The sequence below is a fragment of the Rhizobium sp. ZK1 genome (genome assembly GCF_047782645.1).
GTDB lineage: Bacteria > Pseudomonadota > Alphaproteobacteria > Rhizobiales > Rhizobiaceae > Rhizobium.
Genome location: NZ_CP180586.1, coordinates 1,990,004 through 2,011,727, shown reverse-complemented (window position 1 = coordinate 2,011,727; position 21,724 = coordinate 1,990,004). Strand labels below are relative to the sequence as shown.

Annotated in this window: 21 protein-coding genes; 11 read left to right on the top strand and 10 right to left on the bottom strand. The window is 58.7% G+C overall.

Annotated elements, in window-relative coordinates:
- Positions 1-46 precede the first annotated feature (46 nt).
- Positions 47-655 (top strand): DNA polymerase III subunit epsilon, encoded by a 609-nt coding sequence (locus ACK9YZ_RS10315; protein ID WP_416066505.1) that lies wholly within the window; start codon positions 47-49, stop codon positions 653-655.
- A gap of 99 nt (positions 656-754) precedes the next feature.
- On the opposite strand, the gene ACK9YZ_RS10310 is transcribed toward ACK9YZ_RS10315, so the two are convergent.
- The 5 genes from ACK9YZ_RS10310 to ACK9YZ_RS10290 form a co-directional block, all read right to left on the bottom strand.
- Positions 755-1,141 (bottom strand): GNAT family N-acetyltransferase, encoded by a 387-nt coding sequence (locus ACK9YZ_RS10310; protein ID WP_416066504.1) that lies wholly within the window; start codon positions 1,139-1,141, stop codon positions 755-757.
- 267 nt (positions 1,142-1,408) lie between these two features.
- Entirely contained in the window at positions 1,409-1,768 is a 360-nt protein-coding gene (locus ACK9YZ_RS10305; protein ID WP_216758489.1) for a hypothetical protein, read from the bottom strand.
- A gap of 197 nt (positions 1,769-1,965) precedes the next feature.
- Positions 1,966-2,280, bottom strand: coding sequence for a hypothetical protein (locus ACK9YZ_RS10300; protein ID WP_416066503.1), 315 nt, complete (start codon positions 2,278-2,280; stop codon positions 1,966-1,968).
- A 179-nt stretch (positions 2,281-2,459) separates the two neighbouring features.
- A complete protein-coding gene (locus ACK9YZ_RS10295) occupies positions 2,460-2,726 on the bottom strand; it encodes a BON domain-containing protein (protein ID WP_416066502.1) in 267 nt (88 codons plus the stop codon).
- A 139-nt stretch (positions 2,727-2,865) separates the two neighbouring features.
- A complete protein-coding gene (locus ACK9YZ_RS10290) occupies positions 2,866-3,132 on the bottom strand; it encodes a DUF1488 domain-containing protein (protein WP_416066501.1) in 267 nt (88 codons plus the stop codon).
- Positions 3,133-3,739: 607 nt separating this feature from the next.
- Here ACK9YZ_RS10290 and ACK9YZ_RS10285 point away from each other — a divergent pair.
- Positions 3,740-5,167: a reverse transcriptase domain-containing protein gene (locus ACK9YZ_RS10285; protein WP_416066500.1), complete on the top strand. Its 1,428-nt coding sequence runs from the start codon at positions 3,740-3,742 to the stop codon at positions 5,165-5,167.
- A gap of 325 nt (positions 5,168-5,492) precedes the next feature.
- Here the strand turns inward: ACK9YZ_RS10285 and uvrB are convergent, their stop codons facing one another.
- The gene (gene uvrB, locus ACK9YZ_RS10280; protein WP_416066499.1) at positions 5,493-8,432 is read right to left on the bottom strand and encodes an excinuclease ABC subunit UvrB; all 2,940 of its coding nucleotides are present in this window, start codon (positions 8,430-8,432) and stop codon (positions 5,493-5,495) included.
- Positions 8,433-8,916: 484 nt separating this feature from the next.
- On the opposite strand from uvrB, the gene ACK9YZ_RS10275 reads away from it, so the two are divergent.
- The 3 genes from ACK9YZ_RS10275 (at position 8,917) to ACK9YZ_RS10265 (ending at position 9,963) form a co-directional block, all read left to right on the top strand.
- The gene (locus tag ACK9YZ_RS10275) at positions 8,917-9,225 is read left to right on the top strand and encodes a hypothetical protein (protein ID WP_416066498.1); all 309 of its coding nucleotides are present in this window, start codon (positions 8,917-8,919) and stop codon (positions 9,223-9,225) included.
- A gap of 74 nt (positions 9,226-9,299) precedes the next feature.
- Positions 9,300-9,644, top strand: a complete 345-nt coding sequence (locus ACK9YZ_RS10270; RefSeq protein WP_416066497.1) for a type II toxin-antitoxin system RelE/ParE family toxin — start codon at positions 9,300-9,302, stop codon at positions 9,642-9,644.
- Positions 9,637-9,963: a helix-turn-helix domain-containing protein gene (locus tag ACK9YZ_RS10265; protein WP_416066496.1), complete on the top strand. Its 327-nt coding sequence runs from the start codon at positions 9,637-9,639 to the stop codon at positions 9,961-9,963. The genes ACK9YZ_RS10270 and ACK9YZ_RS10265 overlap by 8 nt, the downstream gene beginning before the upstream one ends.
- A gap of 103 nt (positions 9,964-10,066) precedes the next feature.
- Here ACK9YZ_RS10265 and ACK9YZ_RS10260 read toward each other — a convergent pair whose 3' ends face one another.
- From ACK9YZ_RS10260 to ACK9YZ_RS10250, 3 genes are all read right to left on the bottom strand, one after another.
- Positions 10,067-12,178 carry a catalase gene (locus ACK9YZ_RS10260; RefSeq protein WP_416066495.1) on the bottom strand — a complete coding sequence of 704 codons (2,112 nt, stop codon included), beginning with the start codon at positions 12,176-12,178 and terminating at the stop codon, positions 10,067-10,069.
- 100 nt (positions 12,179-12,278) lie between these two features.
- Positions 12,279-14,069: a glycoside hydrolase family 15 protein gene (locus tag ACK9YZ_RS10255; RefSeq protein WP_416066717.1), complete on the bottom strand. Its 1,791-nt coding sequence runs from the start codon at positions 14,067-14,069 to the stop codon at positions 12,279-12,281.
- A gap of 349 nt (positions 14,070-14,418) precedes the next feature.
- On the bottom strand, positions 14,419-14,619 hold the full coding sequence (locus ACK9YZ_RS10250) for a hypothetical protein (protein WP_216758483.1): 201 nt from the start codon (positions 14,617-14,619) through the stop codon (positions 14,419-14,421).
- A gap of 603 nt (positions 14,620-15,222) precedes the next feature.
- Here ACK9YZ_RS10250 and ACK9YZ_RS10245 point away from each other — a divergent pair.
- The 6 genes from ACK9YZ_RS10245 to ACK9YZ_RS10220 all read left to right on the top strand — a co-directional run bounded on the left by ACK9YZ_RS10245 (position 15,223) and on the right by ACK9YZ_RS10220 (position 20,651).
- The gene (locus tag ACK9YZ_RS10245; RefSeq protein WP_416066494.1) at positions 15,223-16,230 is read left to right on the top strand and encodes an MBL fold metallo-hydrolase; all 1,008 of its coding nucleotides are present in this window, start codon (positions 15,223-15,225) and stop codon (positions 16,228-16,230) included.
- A 238-nt stretch (positions 16,231-16,468) separates the two neighbouring features.
- Positions 16,469-17,614: a hypothetical protein gene (locus tag ACK9YZ_RS10240; protein ID WP_416066493.1), complete on the top strand. Its 1,146-nt coding sequence runs from the start codon at positions 16,469-16,471 to the stop codon at positions 17,612-17,614.
- Entirely contained in the window at positions 17,611-18,165 is a 555-nt protein-coding gene (locus ACK9YZ_RS10235; RefSeq protein WP_416066492.1) for a hypothetical protein, read from the top strand. The genes ACK9YZ_RS10240 and ACK9YZ_RS10235 overlap by 4 nt, the downstream gene beginning before the upstream one ends.
- Positions 18,166-18,296: 131 nt before the next feature.
- Positions 18,297-19,196, top strand: a complete 900-nt coding sequence (locus ACK9YZ_RS10230; RefSeq protein WP_416066491.1) for a helix-turn-helix domain-containing protein — start codon at positions 18,297-18,299, stop codon at positions 19,194-19,196.
- Between the two features lie 177 nt (positions 19,197-19,373).
- Entirely contained in the window at positions 19,374-20,120 is a 747-nt protein-coding gene (locus tag ACK9YZ_RS10225; protein ID WP_416066490.1) for an SDR family oxidoreductase, read from the top strand.
- A 186-nt stretch (positions 20,121-20,306) separates the two neighbouring features.
- Entirely contained in the window at positions 20,307-20,651 is a 345-nt protein-coding gene (locus ACK9YZ_RS10220; protein WP_216758857.1) for a hypothetical protein, read from the top strand.
- A gap of 48 nt (positions 20,652-20,699) precedes the next feature.
- Here the strand turns inward: ACK9YZ_RS10220 and ACK9YZ_RS10215 are convergent, their stop codons facing one another.
- Entirely contained in the window at positions 20,700-21,497 is a 798-nt protein-coding gene (locus ACK9YZ_RS10215; RefSeq protein ID WP_416066489.1) for a methyltransferase domain-containing protein, read from the bottom strand.
- Positions 21,498-21,724 lie beyond the last annotated feature (227 nt).

Below are 21,724 nucleotides of genomic sequence, written 5' to 3'. Positions count from 1 at the left end.
TATGCTCATCCCCGACACCAGAACAGCCCCGGGGAGCACACCGCGCGTGCCGCATATCTACATCGTCACCGATTGCGAATTCGACGGCCCCATACCGGGCACCCACTCGATGCTCTCCTTCGGCTCCGTCGCCGTCACCGAGACCGGCCAGATGCTCGGCGAGTTCGAGGCCGTGCTGCAGCCGCTGGAGGGGGCCGGGCAGGACCCCGTGACCATGGCCTTCTGGCAGGCCCATCCGCAGGCCTTCGCGGCGGCGACCGCCGATCCCGTACCCGCTGCCGAGGTCATGGCGCGCTTCACCGCCTGGGTGAAATCCTTCCGTGCCGAGCCGATCTTCGCCGCCCATCCCGTCGCGCTCGACGGTCCCTGGCTTGATCATTACCTGAAGCGCTTCACCGGCCGGCCGCTGTTCCAGGGGCCGTGGATCGCCGATCGGCTGTTCCGGCATCCGCCGCTCTGCATCCTGTCGATGGTGGCGGGTGTGACGGGCCGCAGCCCGTGGGAATGCGATATCGCTCATTATCCGCGCGAATGGCTCGGCAATATCGAGCACACGCACCGCGCCATCGACGATGCGCGCGGCTATGCCAATCTCCTGCATTTCCTGCTGACGAGGCGCGAGCCCGGCGGCGGCTACCGGCCGCTTCTGTCGTAAGGTAAGGGCGAGGGCATTTCGGTTTTCCGCTGACAGAAGAATGCTCTATCCCCCTGTTTTCACGCCATTCCCGGCACAAATCCGCTTTTGCGGAATTGCTCAGCCAAGCCGTATCAGCCCCGCCTCGGTCGGCCTGAAGCCACAGGCGCGGTAAAAGCCCTCAAGATGCGGCTCGAAATCCACATGCAGGCATTTCGCCCCGCGCTCACCGGCGATCCGCACCGCTTCCTTCACCAGTTCAGTCGCAATGCCCTGCCGGCGCAGATCCGGATGCACTGAGGTATCGAGGATGAAGGCATGGATGCCGCCATCCCAGGCGACATTGACGAAGCCGATCAACCTGTTCTCATGATAGGCGCCGAGATGGGCAAGGCTGCGCGGCAGGATGCGGGCGAAATCCGGCGGCTCTGATGTGCCCCAGGCGACGGCCCAGAGCGCGGCGAGTTCGTCGGGCGGGGGGAAGGGGTCGATGCGGAGTTCTGGCATGGAGCGGTGTCCGGTCTGGTCGGGCGTTTCTGTCCATGCAAAGTGACAGAAAATGCAGCCGCAGGCACGCTCTGCAAACACGATACGATCAGTTGCTTGCGCTGGAGGACGTATTCTTGCTCCAAATTGCTGATGATGTCTTGCCGCAGCGTTTCGAGACGAAATGCTGCGGCAACAGTGGAGAGATCAGGTCAGGCTCGCCCGAGGGCCGGTTTCCGGTTTGGGCCGGTCACCGGCTCGCTGGCATGACCTTCCGCTTCCCTTCGGTCAGTAGCATACTTCGCCCCTGATCGTACGCCCGTCAGGCGCTGCCATCCACTGCCACTGGCAGCGGTCGTAGTCGTCATTGCTGCCGAACAGAAGGGATTCGCGATCTCTGAACCGTCCATCGAAGTGGTCGCGGCCGAAGTGGTCGTGCCCGAACTGGTCGTGACCGAAAAACCCTCCGCCGCGATTTTCGGCGAAGTGGCCCATTCCCATTCCTCCCATGTGCTCGCCTCCGCCATGGCTCTCGCCCCCATGACCTCCTCCTCCATGCGCCAGCGCGGGCGTTACTGTTGCGATGGAGCCAATTGCGAGGGTCAGGGAGACGAGACCCGTTGCTGCGATCTTACGAAGCATAGACATGGTATCTTTCCTATAAAACGGCTCTGTGTAGCCGCCATCAGGATATGTTCATCGAATCTGGTGAATGCCTGCCACAATTCGGGGATTTTGCTCACTTCTTGTCACAACTGCTCACGACAATCTTCAGCACCCGTGATTGCCGGCGCTGAATGGGAAATTCTATCCTGGTGCCTGTCGATTCAGGCAGGCAGCGGGCGTCATTGCCCGCTGCGTCCGGGTGATGCGCGCCTTCCAACAATTTTTCTGCTGTGGTCGTCGCGGGCCTGCTCGAGCTCTTCCATTGTCGGAAGCGGCCCGCCCGCTGGGACCTTGCCATCCGCCTGGCCTTCACCGGGCTTTGCCGCCTCGGCCTGCTCATCGCCGGCCGCATCCACCACAGCGCGGGCGGCTTCGGCTTCGGCGATCATCTCCCTGGCGGAGGGGCTTGGGGCAGGGCGGTTCTCATTGGCGGTGGCCTGCCGGCTTGCCATGGCAGAGTCCGGTGTGGTGATTTCGTCGATTTTCTTGCGCATAGCTTGTCCATCGGTCGTGTGGGGCCGATCGCGATCGGTCGCTTGTGGGAGAGAACCCGCTCCGGCTTGCGGGCGGCCAGCAACGTGGAACCCGGCGCGGGGCCGGGCTCCTCGCCTCCGGCTTGCGTTCGAGCCTTGCCGGAAATCGGCGCGCAGCCGCGCCGAGACGAATGGGGGCGCTAAAGATCCCGTGACAGCTCGTTGTGAACGCTGCGCACGCCGCGTGTCCGCAAGGCGACCTCTTCGGCGAGCGAGATTTCCTCGCTGACGTGAACCCAGCCGGCGAGCGTAACGTCGCTGCCGCGCGCCGTCACGAAAATATAGCTCGGGTCGAGATCGCCCGTATGGGCAAGCGCATCGTAGACCGCCGTTTCGAGATCGGCGTCTTCGGGGTGAGTGCGCGGGGCTCTGTCCACCACGCTCAGATGTTTTCTGTCGACTGACATGTCTCATCTCCGTGCCCGGTTCATCCCGGGTGTGAAACTGAAGCGTGTCGCGATCTCCAGGATTTGCCTGCCACGCTTCAAGTCGTTGTTTTCCGCATGTCGTTGTCGCAAACCGCTGCACGCACTTGCACGATATGCTTTAGCGGCGGATATCCTTCTCCGTCAGCGTATACCGGTCCTTGCCGCCGCGGCCGTAGAGAGCGGATGCCGCCTCCAGAATGGCGGGGCGCGCCGCATCGAAGGCGCTGAGGCATTCGGCTTCCGTTTGGCCCGTCCGGGCGATGGAGCTCAACGCGCTCGCCTCGATCAGAAACCGCACCTCGAACATGCCGTCATAGCCGGAGAAACGAACCCCCTCGCGGCCCTCGTCGAAACTGCGGCTTCTATTGGGGAAGATCAGGGGCATACAGTTTCTCCAGAAATTGGTGCCTCCGGCTCCTGCCGGGGGACGTATGGGCGGCCACGCCGGATATTCGGCGGGATAAGCACTGCTCGTCATCGAATGCGTCAGAGGTCTTTTTCAGCGCGGTCTCTTAAGTGCCTGGGCGTATGAGAGACATTGCTCCTTGCCGGCCCTTTAGGGCGCGGCCATCTGCTCAGGATCGCTGCGAAAAAGCTGTTCTGCAGAGTGTCGGAAGACAGCGCGTCTTCCCTTGAGGGCGTCGGGTAGACCGATGCAAAAGGCGGTTTTATTCCGGATGCCGCCATACTGGGATATGGGGCGCGGGGCGGGCATTGCAATAACTGGACGCTGATAAACCCGGCCCGTTTCGGGAGGGCTTACCGTTGCTGCTTGCGCCGTGCGCCCATCTAAGCCGAGCCTTCAGCGCCGAGAGGGTAAGGCTGGCGATGGGCAGGAGTTTAAGGTAGCTTTTTTAAGCGTTGGATAGTGCGGGGGCGGGCACCCACGTTCGTGGGGATTCCCGCAATTCACCAATTAGATATGCTTTAAGTTGCAAATTTATCCTGTATTCCTTCTGTTCGTACTTGTGATTCGTGCCTTCGAGGTTGGGATGCAGCTTGAGGATATTGTTACTGTCAAAAATACCCGAGCCATTTGGAAAAAATTGCAGACAAGCATTGTTCCCATAGTGGGGAAAGATGATCTCGCAAATATTATTGCCACAGTGGAATCGTTGGTTAAATCATTGGGAAATAATAGTTATATCCCGAATATTGGTCATGGATATCTTGGTTATCTAAAGAATGCTGGATGTACAAGATTCGTGCCGATCCTAACGAAAGAAGATATGGCGGTATACTATCTTCTCGTGCTTTCTCTACAAGATTACATTGTTAGAGATTTACCTGGGGTATACGGGGCGTGGCGCATAGTTCCCAAGAATGCGGTAAAAGAAAACTCGTTGGAGGAGGCTTTAGATAATCAAAATAATGAAGAAGAGCATGAGCTGGTAGATCCGTATTTTAGTGATAGCTTCGCGAAGAAGGCATGGTTTAAAGATTGGACTAGTTTTACCGACTTACTCCGAGAGACATGCGATGATAAATCTGTCGGCAGTTATGTTTTAACCTCCGATATCGCTAATTTTTATGATACTATCGATATTAATACATTGATTGATCGTGTAAGAAGTACGGTTCAGGATTCAAGTGAGATAATATCTCTTTTGTCTTACTTTCTACGATTCTGGGATAGGAGAATTAAAGGGTATTCAGCTTCATCTAAGGGAATTCCTCAGGAAATTATTTCCGATGCATCAAGGATGCTGGCGAATTTTTATCTTCGCCCGTTTGATGAAAGCTTCATAAACGCGTGCAACGCTGAAGGTGTTGTTTATATTCGATGGGCAGACGACATCGTTATTTTTGGGTCGTCTCCTGCTAAGCTAGAGCGCTTGATGCATCGTGCTTCGCGATTGCTCTTAAATATCGGCTTGAATCTCAGCGCCGCGAAAACCAGGCACTATACAAGAAGTTCATTTAAAAAGTATCGAGCGCTGGATTTGATTTCTGCCGTTAATAATAAGGATTACAAACGATACCTTAGAGAGCTGAAATCGTTTGATGATAGATATGGCGAGGATGGCGGAAGAATTGACACCGTACTAAAAGCTTCGTTGAACATGCTTTCTAATGAGCCGAAATCAAAAACAACATTTTCTTTGTATTTCATTGAAAAGCATCTAGCAAAGTATGAGTTCTTTTGTCTTCTAAACGAAGGTCAAATGTTAAAAAAATATAAGATATTTGGTGATGTGAAGAAGAATTTGAGAAAGGATATTGATCTGCTGCTCATGTATCCCTACGCCGCGCCGAGGGCAACTATGCTGTCATTCTTGTCAAAGTATTCAAAATTTCTAATGGCGGAAGGTGTAAGCAAGGTAGATATTGGTAAGATGATAACATTGATAAGTTTAAAAAACGGTGGAAGTGAAATTATTGAAGAAATTTGTGCGCCCGCCGCGGAGGCAAAAATATAGGGTTTTTCCGCGGCTAATTCTCAAGCTGTTTTGATACATTGGCTCCTTGCAATTGTGGCCTATTTATACATCTGATTGCCCGTAGCTTTAAGCTATAATGATGGCTAGCAAATATTGTTGGCGGCTAAAGCTGTTTCCGTCCGTTGATGCATTTGAGCTGTTCGTCGCCTGATGTCTTGCAATCTTGCTGACGGCTTTTGGGGTCGGTTGTCAGTAGGGGGCGGCAGAGACGTAGCGCAGAATGGTTTCGGACATTGCTGTTTCTTTTTGGGCTTAAAGCGCCTGATATCTCCGGCGTTTGTAAGCATGAAAGGAGAAGCAATTATTACCGCCCCGGCCGCCCAGTCTTCCCCTTCGTCCGGCTCTTGCGCTTCTGCTCGCCCGGGTCCTCATAGCTCCCGACACCGGTCTTCCCGCGCACCAGCGGCCGCACATCATCGCGCTCCGGCTGGCCCTCAAGCAGCGGCGAAAACCGCTGTGTGCCCTTGGCCGCATCCGGCTTTTCCGGCACGTGTCCCGTCACCGGCTTTTCCGTCCGGCCCACGGTCATCTCATCCAGCGTGTTGCGGCGGAAGAGGCTCTTGCCGTTGGCGTTGCGGCCGCCCATGTCGTCCAGTTCAGGCTTGGCGAAGTAGGAGGCTGTGGCCCCCTCATCCGCCCTGCCGGGCACCTTCTCCCCGGCGGGGAGAAGGGATTCGCGGGTAGCCTTGGCGTTGCGGCGGATGCCTTCCATTGCCTTGGCTTCCTCGCGGGCCAGCGGGTCGTCCATGGCGGCGAGTTCGACGGCCTTGAGGCGTTTGATTTCGTCGCGCAGGCGGGCGGCCTTTTCGAAGTCGAGGTCGGCGGCGGCGTCACGCATGGATTTTTCCAGCGCGTTGAGATGGGCCTGCAGGTTGTTGCCCACGAGGTTGCCGCCATCGGCAAAACCCTTGCCGGAGGCGCCGGAGATGTCGGCGCGCACGTGGTCGCGCTCGTAGACCGAGTCGAGGATATCGGAGATCTTGGCCTTGACGCTTTCGGGCGTGATGCCGTGCTCCTCGTTATAGGCCATCTGCTTTTCGCGGCGGCGGGCCGTTTCGTCCATGGCGCGCTGCATGGAGCCGGTGATGTTGTCGGCGTAGAGGATGACCTTGCCGTCGACGTTACGCGCCGCGCGGCCGATGGTCTGGATCAGCGAGGTTTCGGAGCGCAGGAAGCCTTCCTTGTCGGCATCGAGAATGGCGACGAAGCCGCATTCGGGAATATCCAGGCCCTCGCGCAGCAGGTTGATGCCGACGAGCACGTCGAATGCGCCGAGGCGCAGGTCGCGGATGATCTCGATGCGCTCCAGCGTGTCGATATCGGAGTGCATGTAGCGCACGCGCACGCCCTGTTCATGCAGATATTCGGTCAGGTCCTCGGCCATGCGCTTGGTCAGCACTGTGCAGAGGGTGCGATAGCCCTTGGCGGCGGTCTCGCGGATTTCGCCGAGCACGTCGTCCACCTGGCTGCGGGCGGAGCGCACCTCGACCGGCGGATCGATGAGGCCGGTCGGGCGGATGACCTGTTCGGCGAAGACGCCGCCGGCCTGTTCCATTTCCCAGCTTCCGGGCGTCGCCGACACGGCGATCGTGTCCGGGCGCATGGCGTCCCATTCCTCGAAGCGCAGCGGGCGGTTATCCATGCAGGAGGGTAGGCGGAAGCCATATTCGGCCAGCGTCGCCTTGCGCCGGAAGTCGCCCCGGTACATGCCGCCGATCTGCGGAATGGTGACATGGCTTTCGTCGATGAAGACAATGGCATTGTCGGGCACATATTCGAACAGCGTCGGCGGCGGGTCGCCGGGGTCGCGGCCGGTGAGGTAGCGCGAATAGTTTTCGATGCCCTGGCAGGAGCCGGTGGCTTCCAGCATTTCGATATCGTAGCGGGTGCGCTGCTCCAGGCGCTGGGCTTCCAGAAGGCGGCCGGCCTTTTCCAGCTCCACCAGGCGGCCCTTCAGCTCTTCCTTGATGGATTTGACGGCGGCATTCAGCGTCGGGCGCGGGGTGACATAGTGCGAATTGGCGTAGATCTTCACCGATTTCAGGTCGCCGGTCTTCTGTCCCGTCAGCGGGTCGAATTCGGTGATGGCGTCGATCTCGTCGCCGAACATGCTGATGCGCCAGGCCGCGTCTTCCAAGTGGGCCGGGAAGATTTCGATTGTGTCGCCGCGCACGCGAAAAGAGCCGCGCTGGAAATCCATGTCGCGGCGCTTGTATTGCTGGGCCACGAGATCGGCCAGCAGCTGGCGCTGATCCAGCCGGTCGCCGACATTCATCTGGAATGTCATGGCCGTATAGGTTTCGACCGAGCCGATACCGTAGATGCAGGAGACGGAGGCGACGATGATGCAGTCGTCGCGTTCGAGCAGAGAGCGCGTCGCCGAGTGGCGCATGCGGTCGATCTGCTCGTTGATGGAGCTTTCCTTCTCGATATAGGTGTCGGAGCGCGGCACATAGGCTTCCGGCTGGTAATAATCGTAGTAGGAAACGAAATATTCCACCGCATTGTCGGGGAAGAAATTCTTGAATTCGGAATAGAGCTGGGCGGCCAGCGTCTTGTTCGGCGCCAGGATGAGGGCCGGGCGCTGCGTTTCCTCGATCACCTTGGCCATGGTGAAGGTCTTGCCCGAGCCGGTGACGCCGAGCAGGACCTGGCTGCGCTCGCCGGTCTCCAGCCCGCCCACGAGATCGCGGATCGCCGTCGGCTGGTCGCCGGCGGGCTTGTATTCCGAGGCCATGCGGATGGTGATGCCGCCTTCGGATTTATCCGGCCGGGCAGGGCGGTGCGGCGTCCAGATCTTGCCGTTCTTGTGCAGCGGGTTGCCGCTCTCGATCAGCTTGGACAGCGCCTCCACCGTGGCGGTGACGCCGCCATGCGCCAGATTACCGGCATCCTCGAGCGAGATATCGAGACCGGCGACCGGGTTCAGGCCCGCGGCCGCGCGCGTCTTCGGATCGCTGGACCCGCCGATGGAGACGCCGCGCGCGGTCTTGCTGACGGTGGCCTTCTTGTTGACGCTCACGGCCTCGGTGTGCTTGCGCGCCTCGTTCTCGACCTTCTTGCGGTGCTTGCCCGCCTTGGAGGCGATTTCGCGCTGGCTCTCGACGCCGGCGGACTCCGCATCGGCCTCGAGCTGCTTCACCCAGTCGGCAACGGAGCCTGAGAGGGGAGCGCCTTCGAAAGACGATTGGGGGGCTTCCTCGAAACCGGTCGAGGCGGGGGATTTCTTCGGAGATTTTGCCATGGGCGGAATATGGCTGTTGTCACCGCGAATTGGAAGGGGTGGAGAGTACAAAAGGGAAACGAATGAATCGTTCGGATTTTTGGAATAGTGGGGTGGTCTTCCAAGGGTGTCACTCTCGCTTTAAAGCGTTGACTTCGCTTTGGGCACCGACACCAACTCCAACTTCCGTCATTCCTGTGCTTGTCACAGGAATCCAGCAGCCGTGTGTCCACGCGGCGGAAGAATCTTGCCGCCTATCGGCTTCCCAAAATGCCCTATGCTGGGACGTGTTTTAAGGAGTCCTCTCGGCTTGCGGACGCAAGCCGGCTGGATCTCTATGACAAGCACAGAGATGACGGGAGAGGAGGAGGCGCATCGGGCGCAAGTAATCGGCGTTTCGGCTTGCGAAACCACCTATGGGAAACAGCCTGTCATGTCTGATCTCCTCACTCGGAAATTCATCGCTCGCGGTCCGGCCAAGTGCATGTTAACACGGACGAAACAAGTGCCGAGGCAACGGAGGCAGGATGACCAGCAGGATCATGGACCGCATCGATCTTCCCGACGGGGGGGCAGCATCCTGCTCTACGACTACATGCTTGAGGAGGTGAAGGACGGCCGGAACCTTATGAGGGTCAATGCTAGCGGGGATGTCGTCTGGAAGGCCTCCCTGCCGCCCGTCTCGGCCTTCCCGGACTGCTTCGTCGCCGTCAGGCTCGAAGGCGGAAAACTCATCACCCATACATATAGTTGCTATCTCGTGGCGGTCGATATCGAGGATGGTCGCCCTACGGTGCTCGCCTTTACAAAGTGAGAACGGGCTGAAGCAATCGATCTTGATTTTATATCTTTAAATATATATTTCTGAGGCAATAGATGACATACAGGGTGCAATTCCATCCCGATTTCGTTCCCGAATGGAAAGAACTCGAAATGGGATTGAAGGAACTGGTCGGTGAAGTGCTGGACCATCTGGAAGATGACGGTCCGTTTCTGGGGCGTCCGGAGGTCGATACGCTCTCGGGTTCCGCTTATGCGAATATGAAAGAGATCAGGGTCAGGTTTGCAGGACAGGTCTGGCGATTTGCTTTCGCCTTTGACCCCACGCAGAGCGCCATCATCCTTTGTGGTGGCGACAAGCAGGGCATGAATGAAGCCCTGTTTTACAAACAGCTGATCAACAAGGCCGATGCGCGTTTTGCGGCATGGCTGAAGGGAAAGAAAAATGACTGACTGGAAAACGTTACGCGAGGAGCTTCCCGAGGATGTCCGCGCGCGGCTCGATGGGAAACGTGGGGAAAGGCGTCTGGGCAAGGCGCTGGCGGAAGTGCGCAAGGCGATGCAGGCCACGCAGCAGGAGGTCGCCGCTCGCGCTGGTATGACGCAAAACACCGTTTCCAAGATCGAGAGTGCTGACGATGTCCTCCTGTCGTCGATCGTGCGCTACATGCATTCTATCGGTGGCGGCGTCGAGCTTGTCCTGAAAACGCGAGATGGCAAGGCCAGGCGCGTTGATTTCGATCCAGAGATCTATGTGAAGCAGACGGCATAGTCTGCCATCCCCAACCTGTCCGGGCCGGGGATGGGTTGCCGTGCCGTGATACGGGGCGTCGGAGGCGTTTGCACTCCCGCACAACCGACCGAAGCCGTTGCGCCTACAGCTTCACCGATGGTTCCCGCGCCCAGACACGCAGCTTGCCGAGTTCGGCCGCGAAGGCCTTTGCATCCTTGGCCGAGGCGAGTTCGATCGTGCCTTCATCGAGGTCTTCCACGCCGGCCTTCTTCATCAGGGCGAGGGCCGCAGCCGTGTATCCGATGAACTTGCAATGGGCGAAGGCATCGGCGACGAAATCGCGGGCGGCGGCTTCCTTGATGAGGTCGGCCAGCGCCTCCTCACCGGGAAGAACGGCGACGGCATCGTAGAGCACGGAGGGGCCGCCATCGATCATCTGCTGCGCTTCGAGGAAGGAGCCGTCGGACAGCGTAACGCCGCCCACTTTCGGAGCGATGACTTCGACAAGGCCCATTTCCCCGGTGATGGCGGTGCTGACAGCCTTCACCAGCGCCGCATCCGAACCATCGGTGACCAGCAGACCAAGCTTGCGGCCCTCGAAGCGCTTCGGCCCGCGCTCGATAATGCTGAGAGCCGGTGAGGGCGGCAGATCCTGCCGGGTCGGCATGGCGGCATCGGCCGGCCTGGGCATCTCCGCGATGCCGAGCGCAGCAGCCACCTTTTTCGCCAGCGTCTCATCGATGTTGATGAGATGGGAGATCATCCGCTCGCGGATCACGGGCGTTTCCACCTTGCTGAGTTCGAAGGTCAGGGCCATGGCGATGTGGCGCTGCTCCGGCGGCGTCTGGCTGATGAAGAACTGACGGGCCTGGCTGTAGTGATCGGCGAAGCTTTCGGGGCGCAGGCGCACCTTCTGACCGTCCTCTTCGGAGGCGAAGGTGCGAAAGCCCTTGTCAGGGGCTTCCCGCGGCCCGAGCCCCCAGGAGTTCGGTTCGTAATTGGCCCGGCCGGCCGGATTGCGCATCGCCATATGCCCGTCCTGCTGAAAATGATGGAAGGGACATTTCGGCGCGTTGATCGGCAGATGCGTGAAGTTAGGGCTGCCGAGGCGCTTGAGCTGCGTGTCGAGGTAGGAGAAGTTGCGTCCCTGAAGCAGCGGATCGTTGGAAAAATCGATCCCGGGCGGCACGTTCTGCGTCATGAAGGCAACCTGCTCGGTCTCGGCGAAGAAGTTCTCCGGCATACGGTCCAGCACCAGGCGGCCGATGGGCTGCACGGGCAGGATTTCCTCGGGAATGATCTTTGTCGGGTCGAGCACGTCGAAATCGAACTCGTCTGCGAATGTCTGATCGAAGAGCTGAACGCAAAGCTCCCATTCCGGGAAGTTGCCGGACTGGATGGATTGCCAGAGATCGCGGCGGTGGAAATCCGGATCGGCGCCGTTGATCTTGACGGCTTCATTCCAGACGACGGACTGCAGCCCGAGCTTGGGCTTCCAGTGGAACTTGACGAAGGTGGACTGGCCGTCGGCATTGACGAAGCGGAAAGTATGGACCCCGAAGCCTTCCATGAAACGGAAGGAGCGCGGGATGGCGCGGTCGGACATGACCCACATGATCATGTGCATGCTTTCCGGCGTCAGCGAGATGAAATCCCAGAAATTGTCATGGGCCGACTGGGCCTGCGGAAAGGCGCGGTCGGGCTCCGGTTTGACGGAGTGGATGATGTCGGGAAACTTGATGGCATCCTGGATGAAGAAGACGGGAATGTTGTTGCCGACGAGATCCCAATTGCCTTCCTTCGTATAGATCTTCACGGCGAAGCCGCGCACGTCGCGCGCGAGGTCGAAGGAGCCCTTGCTGCCCGCCACGGTGGAGAAGCGCACGAAGGCAGGCGTCTTCTCGCCGGGCCGCTGGAAGAGATCGGCCCTCGTGTATTTCGACAGGGATTCGTAGGTCTCGAAAAAGCCATGCGCGCCGTAACCGCGGGCATGGACCACGCGTTCGGGAATGCGCTCATGGTCGAAGTGGAAGATCTTTTCACGGAAATGAAAATCCTCCACCAGGGCCGGCCCGCGGGCTCCGACCCTCAGCGTGTTTTGATCGTCGGAGACGGGCGCGCCCTGAGCCGTGGTCAGGATGTCGGCGCCATCGGCCGCGGTCTGGTGAAGTTCGCCGCCATTGCCCCTGTGAAGTTGCTGGTCGTGAATGGTTACGCCATCAGGCGCGGCTGTTTTGCCGGTCTTGCGTGCCATGAGTTCCTCCCGTTGCTGGACGGGACTCAATGCCCCCGGCTGCTGATGGTTCCCGTCCGCAGGCTTGAATCTCAAGGTTGTGCAAGCATGGTCTCGACGATCATGCCGAGCGCTGATCCGCCGGCCCTTCTGCGCGCGCCAGGTTCAACGCGCTGTTGATCAGTCCGATATGGCTGAAGGCCTGCGGGAAATTCCCCAGCATCCGCTTCGCGCCCGGGTCATATTCCTCCGCCAGCAGCCCGACATCGTTGCAGATCGAAAGCAGCCGCTCGAAGAGCGTGAGCGCATCGTCGCGCCGGCCGATCATATAGTAGGCGTCGACCAGCCAGAAGCTGCAGGCGAGGAAGGCGCCTTCGCCCGGCGGCAGGCCGTCATCCACTTCCTGCGTCTCGTAGCGCAGGAGCAGGCCGTCGCGCAGCAGCTTGCGCTCCACCATCTCCACGGTCGCGACATAGCGCGGATCGTCAGGCGCAATGAAGCCGACCATGCCGAGATGCAGGAGGCTGGCATCCATCGCGCTCGAGCCGTAGGCCTGGGTGAAGCAGCCGAGCTCGGCATTGAAGGCCTTTTCACAGACCTCGGCATGGATGCGATCGGCGAGTTCGCGCCAGCGGGCGGCGGCTTCGGACTCGCCGTCGGCCTCGGCGATCTGAACGGCGCGGTCGAAGGCCACCCAGGCCATGACCTTGGAATAGGTGAAATGCTGGCGCTGGCCGCGCACCTCCCATATGCCCTCGTCGGGCTCGACCCAGATCTTTTTCAGAAAGGGCAGAATGGCCCTCGCCAGTTCGCGCTCGCGCTGATGCGCCGGCAGGCCGCCCTTGCGGGCCTGCAGTATGGCGTCCGCCACCTCGCCATAGACATCGAGCTGCACCTGCTCGGCGGCGGCGTTGCCGATGCGCACGGGTGCGGAGCCTTCGTAGCCCTGCAGCCAGGGCACCTGCCATTCCAGCAGATTGCGCTCGCCGGCCACGCCATACATGATCTGCATCTGTGCCGGTGCCCCGGCGACCGCGCGCAGCAGCCATCTGCGCCAGGCGGTGGCCTCCTCGTAATAGCCGAGCTTCATCAGGGCGAGCAGGGTCAGCGTCGCGTCGCGCAGCCAGCAATAGCGATAGTCCCAGTTGCGCGGACCGCCGATCTTTTCGGGCAGGGAGGTCGTGGCGGCCGCGACGATGCCGCCTGTCGGCATGTAGGTCAGCGCCTTCAGAGTGATGAGGGAGCGCTTCACCTGATCCGTCCACTTGCCAACCTTGGGGCATTTCGCGGCAAAGGATAACCAGAATTCCTCCGTGTCCGGCAGCGCATATTCCACCTGCCGCGGTGCCGGCTGCGGCAGGTGCGAGGGCGACCAGGTGAGCGTGAATATCTGCTGTTCGCCGGCCGCGACCTGGAAGGCGCCGACCGTGCTCAGCCCGCGGCCTTCGAGCGGCACGGCGCAGTTCAGGGTCAGCCTGTCAGGGCCGGCGATGGCGGTGATGCCGCCGTCTTCGCCATGCGTGACCCAGGGAACGGTCCGGCCGTAATCGAAGCGAAGGTTGAGCTCCATATCGAAGGCGACGCTGCCGCTCTTGCCCTCGACGATGCGCATCAGGTCGCTGGCGCCGTCGCGTAGCGGCATGAAGTCGGTCAGGACGGCGGTGCCGGTCTCGGTCTGGAATTCGGTTTCGAGGATAAGCGTGTCTTCGCGATAGCGGCGCGTGGTGGTGTATTTGCCGCCCGAGGGCGCGAGCGACCAGAAACCATTCTCCCTCGTGCCGAGCAGGGCGGCGAAACAGGCGGGCGAATCGAAGCGCGGAAAGCACAACCAGTCGATCGAGCCGTTTCTGGACACGAGTGCCGCGGTCTCGCAATCGCCGATAAGGGCATAATCCTCGATAGGTGCCGTCACCATAGCCTCCTGAACATATCAGTCGGGCTTTAGGTAGGGCTTGTGCGTGGAGGTCAACTGCGACGGGTTTCCGGTCGACCAGTCCTGCTACGCATCGTGACGTTTTGATGGATGGTGAGGACAACCCCATCTCCGTCATTCCTGTCCTCGGGCTTGTTCCGGGGATCGTCACAGGAATTCAGCAGCCGCGTGTCCACGCGGCGAAAGAGTCCGGCCAACACCAATGTTAGAGAGTCAATTCGGCTTGCAGACGCAAGCCGGCTGGATTCCTGTGACATCCCTTGTGCTTGCACGAGGGCACAGGAATGACGGAGGGGAGGAGGTCGCTCTTTCAAAAGAAACCACCCGCCTACAGCAGCAGCCGCTCCAAACTCCCCCGATCCTTCACCCCATGCTGGTAGAAATGTAGGATCTGGATGGCCAGTTCCTCGCGTTCGCGGGCTGTGGAGATTTGCCTTGCCTCGCAGATATGGTCGTAGACGCTCTGGCAGAGCGCGACGTCCTCTTCCTGCAGCGGCGTCTGGCTCGCCGACATCTTTTCTCTGATCATCGAAATTCCCTCACGCGTCCCCACGGGGAGGTTCTAGGGCGCAGATCGCGTTCTTCAACAAAAGAGAGATCACGTCATCGTGCAGCCCCGTCCGCCCAGGGGATTTTTTCAATGCCTGTTCACGATGTTACGCACGTAATAGCAACAGATCGGCGCTTGCTATATGGAAGGAGAAGGGCAGCCCGCGATCCAGACGTTTGGGCACCCCTTCTCCACTGGGTTTGCAGCATCCAGCGTGGAGCATTGTAGGCCGGAATAATAGAACCGTAATTTCACTTTTTAAATCGCGGCGAAATTATTTCAGTATGTGCTTAATAATTGCCCGGCGGTGCTTTCCGCCGGGCAATTGTATTATTTCCTACACAGTAAAAACGGCGATTTTGCTGGATTCTCCTGGGGTTAATACAGTCGCGTTCATCCATCTGCGCCTCGCACATCGTACCGGCTCCGCAACGCCGGGATACCAAGATTGGGTGAGGGCGGATCTGCCGCCCGCTTCTTCCGCTTTTTTCGGCGCAAAGATATTATCGGCGCAGACGTCCCGATGCAGTTCGCAGCCGCAGGCCAGAAAGCGCCAGTGCCAGAAGGCAATGGAGTGGACAGATGATTTTCCGACAGCTTTTCGACAGCGTATCCGGCACCTACACCTATCTCATCGCCTCCAGGCGCGGCGGCGAGGCGCTGATCATCGATCCCGTGCTGGAAAAGGTGGATCGCTACATGCAGCTCGTGCGCGAGTTGGACCTGAAGCTGGTGAAAGCCGTCGATACGCACCTCCATGCCGACCACATTACCGGGCTCGGCGCGCTGCGCGACCAGACCCATTGCATCACCGTGATGGGCGAGCAGACCAAGGCGGATGTCGTTGCCATGCGCGTTTCCGAAGGCGACCGCGTCGGCATCGAGGGCATCAGCCTCGACGTGCTATATACGCCCGGCCATACGGACGATTCCTATTCCTACCTGATGGGCGACCGCATCTTCACCGGCGACACGCTGCTCATCCGCGGCACCGGCCGCACCGATTTCCAGAACGGCGATCCGCGCGCCCAATATGACTCGATCTTCAACAAGCTGCTCCGCCTGCCGGAGGAAACGCTGCTCTTTCCCGCCCATGACTACAAGGGCGACACGGTCTCCACCATCGGCGAGGAAAAACGCTTCAACCCGCGCCTGCAGGTCAAATCGATCGACGAATATGTCGATGTCATGAACAACCTGCACCTGCCCAACCCGAAAATGATGGACGTCGCCGTCCCCGCCAACATCCATATCGGGCTGCATCAGGAGGAGATTGCGCGGAAGGGCTGGGCGGTGAGCGCGAAGGATGCGCTGGAGCTGCGCGGGCGCAGCGATGTCGTTATCGTCGACCTGCGCGAGAGGAGTGAGCGGGAGCGGCATGGGGTGATCCCGGGCGCGCTGCATGCGCCCTATGCGGATCTGCAGGAGAACCTGTCAGCGGGCGGGATGCTGCATGAGCTGGCGGTGGCGACGGGCAAGAGGGTGGTGTTTTACTGTGCGTTCGGGGAGCGGTCGGCGATGGCCGTGCAGGCGGCGCAGGATGCGGGGGTGGGGAGCGCGTGTCATATTGAGGGTGGGATTGATGCTTAGAAGAAGGCTGGGGGTGTGGTGGGGGAGTGATTGATTCGGGATCAAATAGCGTTCTGGATAACTAAAGCACAAGGTGCATTGAATTGGGGTGTAGGTTAAACGCATCGCAACGGAAAATCAGGACGAACGATCACCTCTGACTACAGCGCAATAGGTTGTGGAGAAAATATCCCACGTTGATGTGTGGTGTTAAGTTGTGATATCCACGCTACGCAACCGATCCTACTGAGACAATCCTGTGACAACTTTTGAAGTCGATTTGAATACGCGCATTATCGGCGCTGACACGAAAGTATATCTCGCTCGCGCCGGAAAAAATGGACACCTATTTGTTCCAGTATTCAATTCCAAGGCAATAGGCCCAGATCTTCCTAACCTGGGCGTAAATCTTGCGACTGGATTGGAAGGCGATCATGAACTCGAATCCAAGATTAAACGGGCGCGTGCGCTCAGCAAATGGCTTAGAACCCCGGCCTACAACCGGGGGAATGAGCCGCAGACTGCGCTTTATTACTACGAGGATCAGCCAAAGGGTCCTGGATTTGCGCAAGTCGAAGGTGTTGTTCGGAGCTATTTTGAGCTTCTTCAACATGGCGATATCGTCGTTATCCCTAACCCATCGGCTTTCGGAAATGCGTTGATCGCTGAAATCTTGCCCTTAGAGGGCAATATCGTGCGAATACCGGGAATCGAGCGATTCAATGGTTACAACTTCGACGGCCGGCGTTTTGGTCATTTCAAAGAAGTTCGGATGGCCGATCTGCCTCCGACGGTTGTCGAGCTATCTCGCGTGCCTACCGGTTTTGCTGAGATCTACAATGCACGCGTTAAGAAGAGAATCTTCCAACTTCTCTACGATGACTACGTGATAGACGACGAATTTGCAGCACGCATTATAACAACTAAGGATGATTTCAACTCATTTGACAGTACTGTCTTGAATGCGTTGATTACCATGGTAACGGAGAATATTGATCGCCTACAGCATGGTGGCCTCAATCCCAATCTTGTCGATTTGGAGCGTGCGGCTTTCATGCAAATTGATGCCGACGACCTGCAGGTGCGAATTAATATCAATTCTCCCGGTCATATCGCAGTGATTGCGAAGACGGTCGCACCTCTGGTTATTGGTAGCATATTAGCTGTCTTGGTCGCCGTGAACTTTGATGCCAATGCGATAACGCCGGAGGTTGTTGTTTCAGTGACGAATAGCCAAATTAACGATGTTGTCGATCTTTGTAGCCAAGAGGTCGGGCAACTCAGCCAAAGTATGTTACGTTTTTTGAGTGTTGAGCCCGAATTTCAGCGGAATTGCGCGCTACTGCGAGAAGCGCATGACCACACTGGGGCGCACACTAACTTCAATATTGAGGTCAAGCCGTGAATTTACCGCAGACCAAAGAGGAGTGGATAGCAGTTGGCTTGAAGGTCGGCTGGCTTTTCTCGCGTCTTCAGATTCTCGGTATAGTTGTTGGCGCTCTTGTAACTATCGCGCTTCAGTTGCTGACTGGTTTTTGGGATTTTAGAGAAAATCATCAGAAGCTTATTATTGCGCAATATGAAGCCGTTTTAGCCGCGAATGCTCGCTTCGAAGAACAAGTTTTGAAGTATAATGTTGTTTTTGACGGGCGGCCGGTCGCGAAAATAGATGATGGATTTTCTGGCGCGGCGCAATCTTACATAGGTAAACTCCAAGGAGTGAGTCGACTTCTGCCTGCGACTGAATCGGACTTAGATAAGTACATAAATGCTCTCTCCTTATTAAATACTTACTATTCGGAGGAAAATCCTCCTGCCAAGGGGAGTGTTGAGTGGATGCGTTTCTACGGAAACTTTCGAGTTGACTATGATCGCTACATCAAGGCAAAAGAAAACTATTTAAATTCTTTGGCATCTCAGCTTGGTGACTATAAGCGATACTTAGCAAATTCTTAAATAGAGCGGTGCAATGCTGAGGGCGCGAGAACCTGAATCCGTGCCTTAATTTTCCGCGATATAGAAACCAAGTTAGTTATTTTGCAGGCGTACTTTATCGCTGCGCCTAGATGTGCGGTAAGTTAAAAAACGTGCCTGAAAAATCCACCCCCGAAGCCCTGAGCCAGCGCATCCACGCTCGCCTTCTCGCCAGCAGTCACGGCCCGGCGTGGAGCACCATTTCCGTGCACCTTCTCTCCCACCAGCCGCTCGAAACCAATCTCCTCGTGCCCGCCGTCGCGGAACCGCTCGTGGTCTGGATCGTCTCCGGCTCCGCTCGCATCGAGGAGCGGGACATCGGCGGCGAATGGATGCCGGTGGAGGTTTCGGCGGGGGATTTTTATCTGACGCAGAGTGAGACGCCCTATGAGCTGAGATGGGAGACGAGCGGCGGCGAGGCGCTTTGCGTCATGCATCTCTATCTCGGGCTGCCGATCTACCAGCGGGCGATAGCGGAGGTTTTGGGCGCCGAGGGCGCGGAGCGGTTTCGGCTGGCGGATGTTTCGGGGGCGCGCGACGAGGCGATTTCGGGGTTGATGGGGATGATCCTGAAAGAGTTGACGGAGGCGGCCGAGCCCAGCGAAATGGCGGTGCAGGGCATTGCGCAGGCGCTCGCCGTCCATCTCGTGCGGCATTACGGCAGGCGGGATGGCGCAGCACCCGCCCGGCGCGGGGCGCTGCCGGCCTTCAAGCTGCAGAAGGTGGTGCGGATGATGGAGGCGGGGCTCGACCGGGCCTTCAATCTGGAAAGCCTCGCGGCCGAGGCAGAGCTCAGCCCCTTTCATTTTTCCCGCGTCTTCAAGCAGTCGACCGGCTCTTCGCCATCGGATTATTTCATCCAGCTGAAGATGGCCGAGGCGCGCCGGCTGCTGCGCGAGACGGATGCCAGCATCATCCAGATTGCGCTCGATCTCGGCTATTCCAGCCCCAGCCATTTCGCGCAGGTGTTCCGCCGGCAGGTCGGCGTCAGCCCGCGTGACTATCGCGGGTAGACCCTTTTTACGCAATTGCGGACGCAAAACCGCTGCACGCTTTTGCTGGAATTGCTCTCTTTCGCAGCAAATCCGCGACAGTTCCAGCAATTGGCCGAGCGAAAGCCTCGTGTGATTTTTCTAGTTTGTTCCCGTCGAAACCAACCGTCTCAGGGACGGCAATGAAAGGGAATGACCATGTCAATCCAAGGAAAAACCGCTCTTATCACCGGTGCGTCGAGCGGGATCGGCGCTGCCACGGCACTCAAGCTTGCAGCCAATGGAGCCAAGATCGGGCTTGCCGCGCGTCGCACTGAGCGGCTGGAAGAACTTGTTTCGCAAATCGGCCGGGCCGGCGGGCGGGCGATCGCGCTGGAAATGGATGTCGTCGATGCCGCTTCCGTCGAGGCGGGCGTTTCCAGGCTCGCCGAGGCCTTCGGCAGTATCGATATCCTCTTCAACAATGCCGGCCTTATGCCGCTATCGGATATCGAGGCCCTGAAGACGGAGGAATGGCACCGGATGGTGGACGTCAATTTCAAGGGCGTGCTGAACACGACGGCCGCCGTGCTGCCGCATATGATCGGCCAGAAATCCGGCCATATCGTCAACACCTCCTCGATTGCCGGCCGCAAGGTCTTTGCGGGGCTTACGGTCTATTGCGCGACGAAACATGCGATCACGGCTCTGTCTGACGGCATGCGCATCGAGCTCGGCAAGAAGCACAATATCCGCGTGACCTGCGTGCAGCCGGGTGCCGTCGAGACCGAACTCTACGACCAGATCTCCGATCCGGCCGTGCGCCAGCAGATGGAAGACCTGAAGACGCAGATGGAATTCCTGAGGGGCGAGGATATCGCCGAGACGGTTCTGTTTGCGGTGCAGTCGCCTGATCATATGGATATTGCCGAGGTGTTTGTGATGCCGACGCAGCAGGCCTGGTGATTGGTTGGGTGCATTCTTGACCTTTGCATAAGGCCGGTGTCGCGGGTTCGTGGCATCGGCTGTGGATTTCAGTGTATTGCGGATATTATTCTCGTAATATTTGTAGGAAATATTGTGTGCCTTGTACTTTGTTTTTTTTGGAGATTGAACTTGATAAGGACGCCTTTACTTCTCTGTGCCGCCGCGATGACACTGGCTGGCTGCCAGACGCCAGCACCACAATCTGTCTTGGATTCGCAGCGTCCTCCGTCCAGCTCGGTTAAACGCGAGTATGTGGATGCCCTGCGCGGAACCATCAAACCGGGATATTTCGTGAAGGCCGAGATTTCGAGCGTGGTGCTGCTCGATCCTGAAAAGCAGGTCTACGCTTATTGCACGCGGACGGCGGAGCGTGCCAACCCGAACTGGTCCTATATCGACCTGACCCTAGAGCATAACATGATCATGGGCCTCTCAAAGAATGACTACCGCTGCCGCGATGAGCGGCTGCGTTACTACGATTTTCCCGAGCTGCGGAACATGAAGTACTGACAGAGCCGGCTTCGGCCGCCAATACGGGCAGGCGGCGCTAAATCCGTCTTACGCGCTGCCTCGCACCGCCCAGGCGATACTCTCAAACCCACGCGGCCCATCCTCTGACCTGCCATCCAGATAGGCCGCCTTCAGCGCCTCCCGCAGCCGATCCCGTCTTGCTTCCGGCAACCCCTCGAAAAACGCCGCAAACCGTCCCTGCCCATAGACCTTCGGCAGGTAGAAATCGTCGAAATCGGCGTAATCCATCATGATCGTCAGCCGTGCCTCGGTGACATCGGCAAAGCCGGCATTCGCAAAGAGCGCCCGCAGTTCACCCTCTGATGTCATCGGCCTCGGGCCTGACGGAATGCCGTTGCCTTCGGCTTCGGGTTCGACGGCGCGGATCGTGTTCCAGAAGAGGCGCCAGCTCGGCATGCCGTCATGGGACCAGACGGCGGCGGCTGCGGTGGCGCCGGGTTTCAGGACGCGGCGCATTTCGGTGATGGCCTTGTCGGCGTCGGAGACGAAGTGCAGGACGAGCAGGGAATAGGCGGCGTCGAAGCTCTTGTCCTCATAGGGCAGGGCGCAGACGTCGCCCTGGCGGGCCGATATCCTCGGGTCATCGGTGCGGGCGCGGAGTGCCGTGACGAAATTTTCCTCGAAATCCAGGGCTTCGATGGCAGTGAGTTCGGGGTGGGTTGATAGCGCCAATGTAAGGCTGCCGGTGCCGCAGCCGGCGTCCAGCACGCGGCCGTGAGGTGGTATGCCGGCGAAGGTGAGGAAGGGGTCTGCGAGGCGGCGGCTCCAGCGGCCCATGCTGGCTTCATAGGCTTCGGCGCCTCTGGCGATGAAGGTGGATGGCATTGGGCTTCCCGGCGGTTGTGCGTTTGCCGGGCGGATATAGGGCGGATGGGGGTGGCGTCTATTGGGTGGGGGCGATTGGCGTTTTCGGGCGCGGCACCCCCCTCTGGCCTGCCGGCCATCTCCCTCCACAGGTGGGGGAGACTAGCTGGGGGCGCCGGTTTCCCCAACCAATCAGCATTGCAGTTGGCGAAACGGTAGAGGAACGCGAAGGTCAGGCGGCTTGTTAT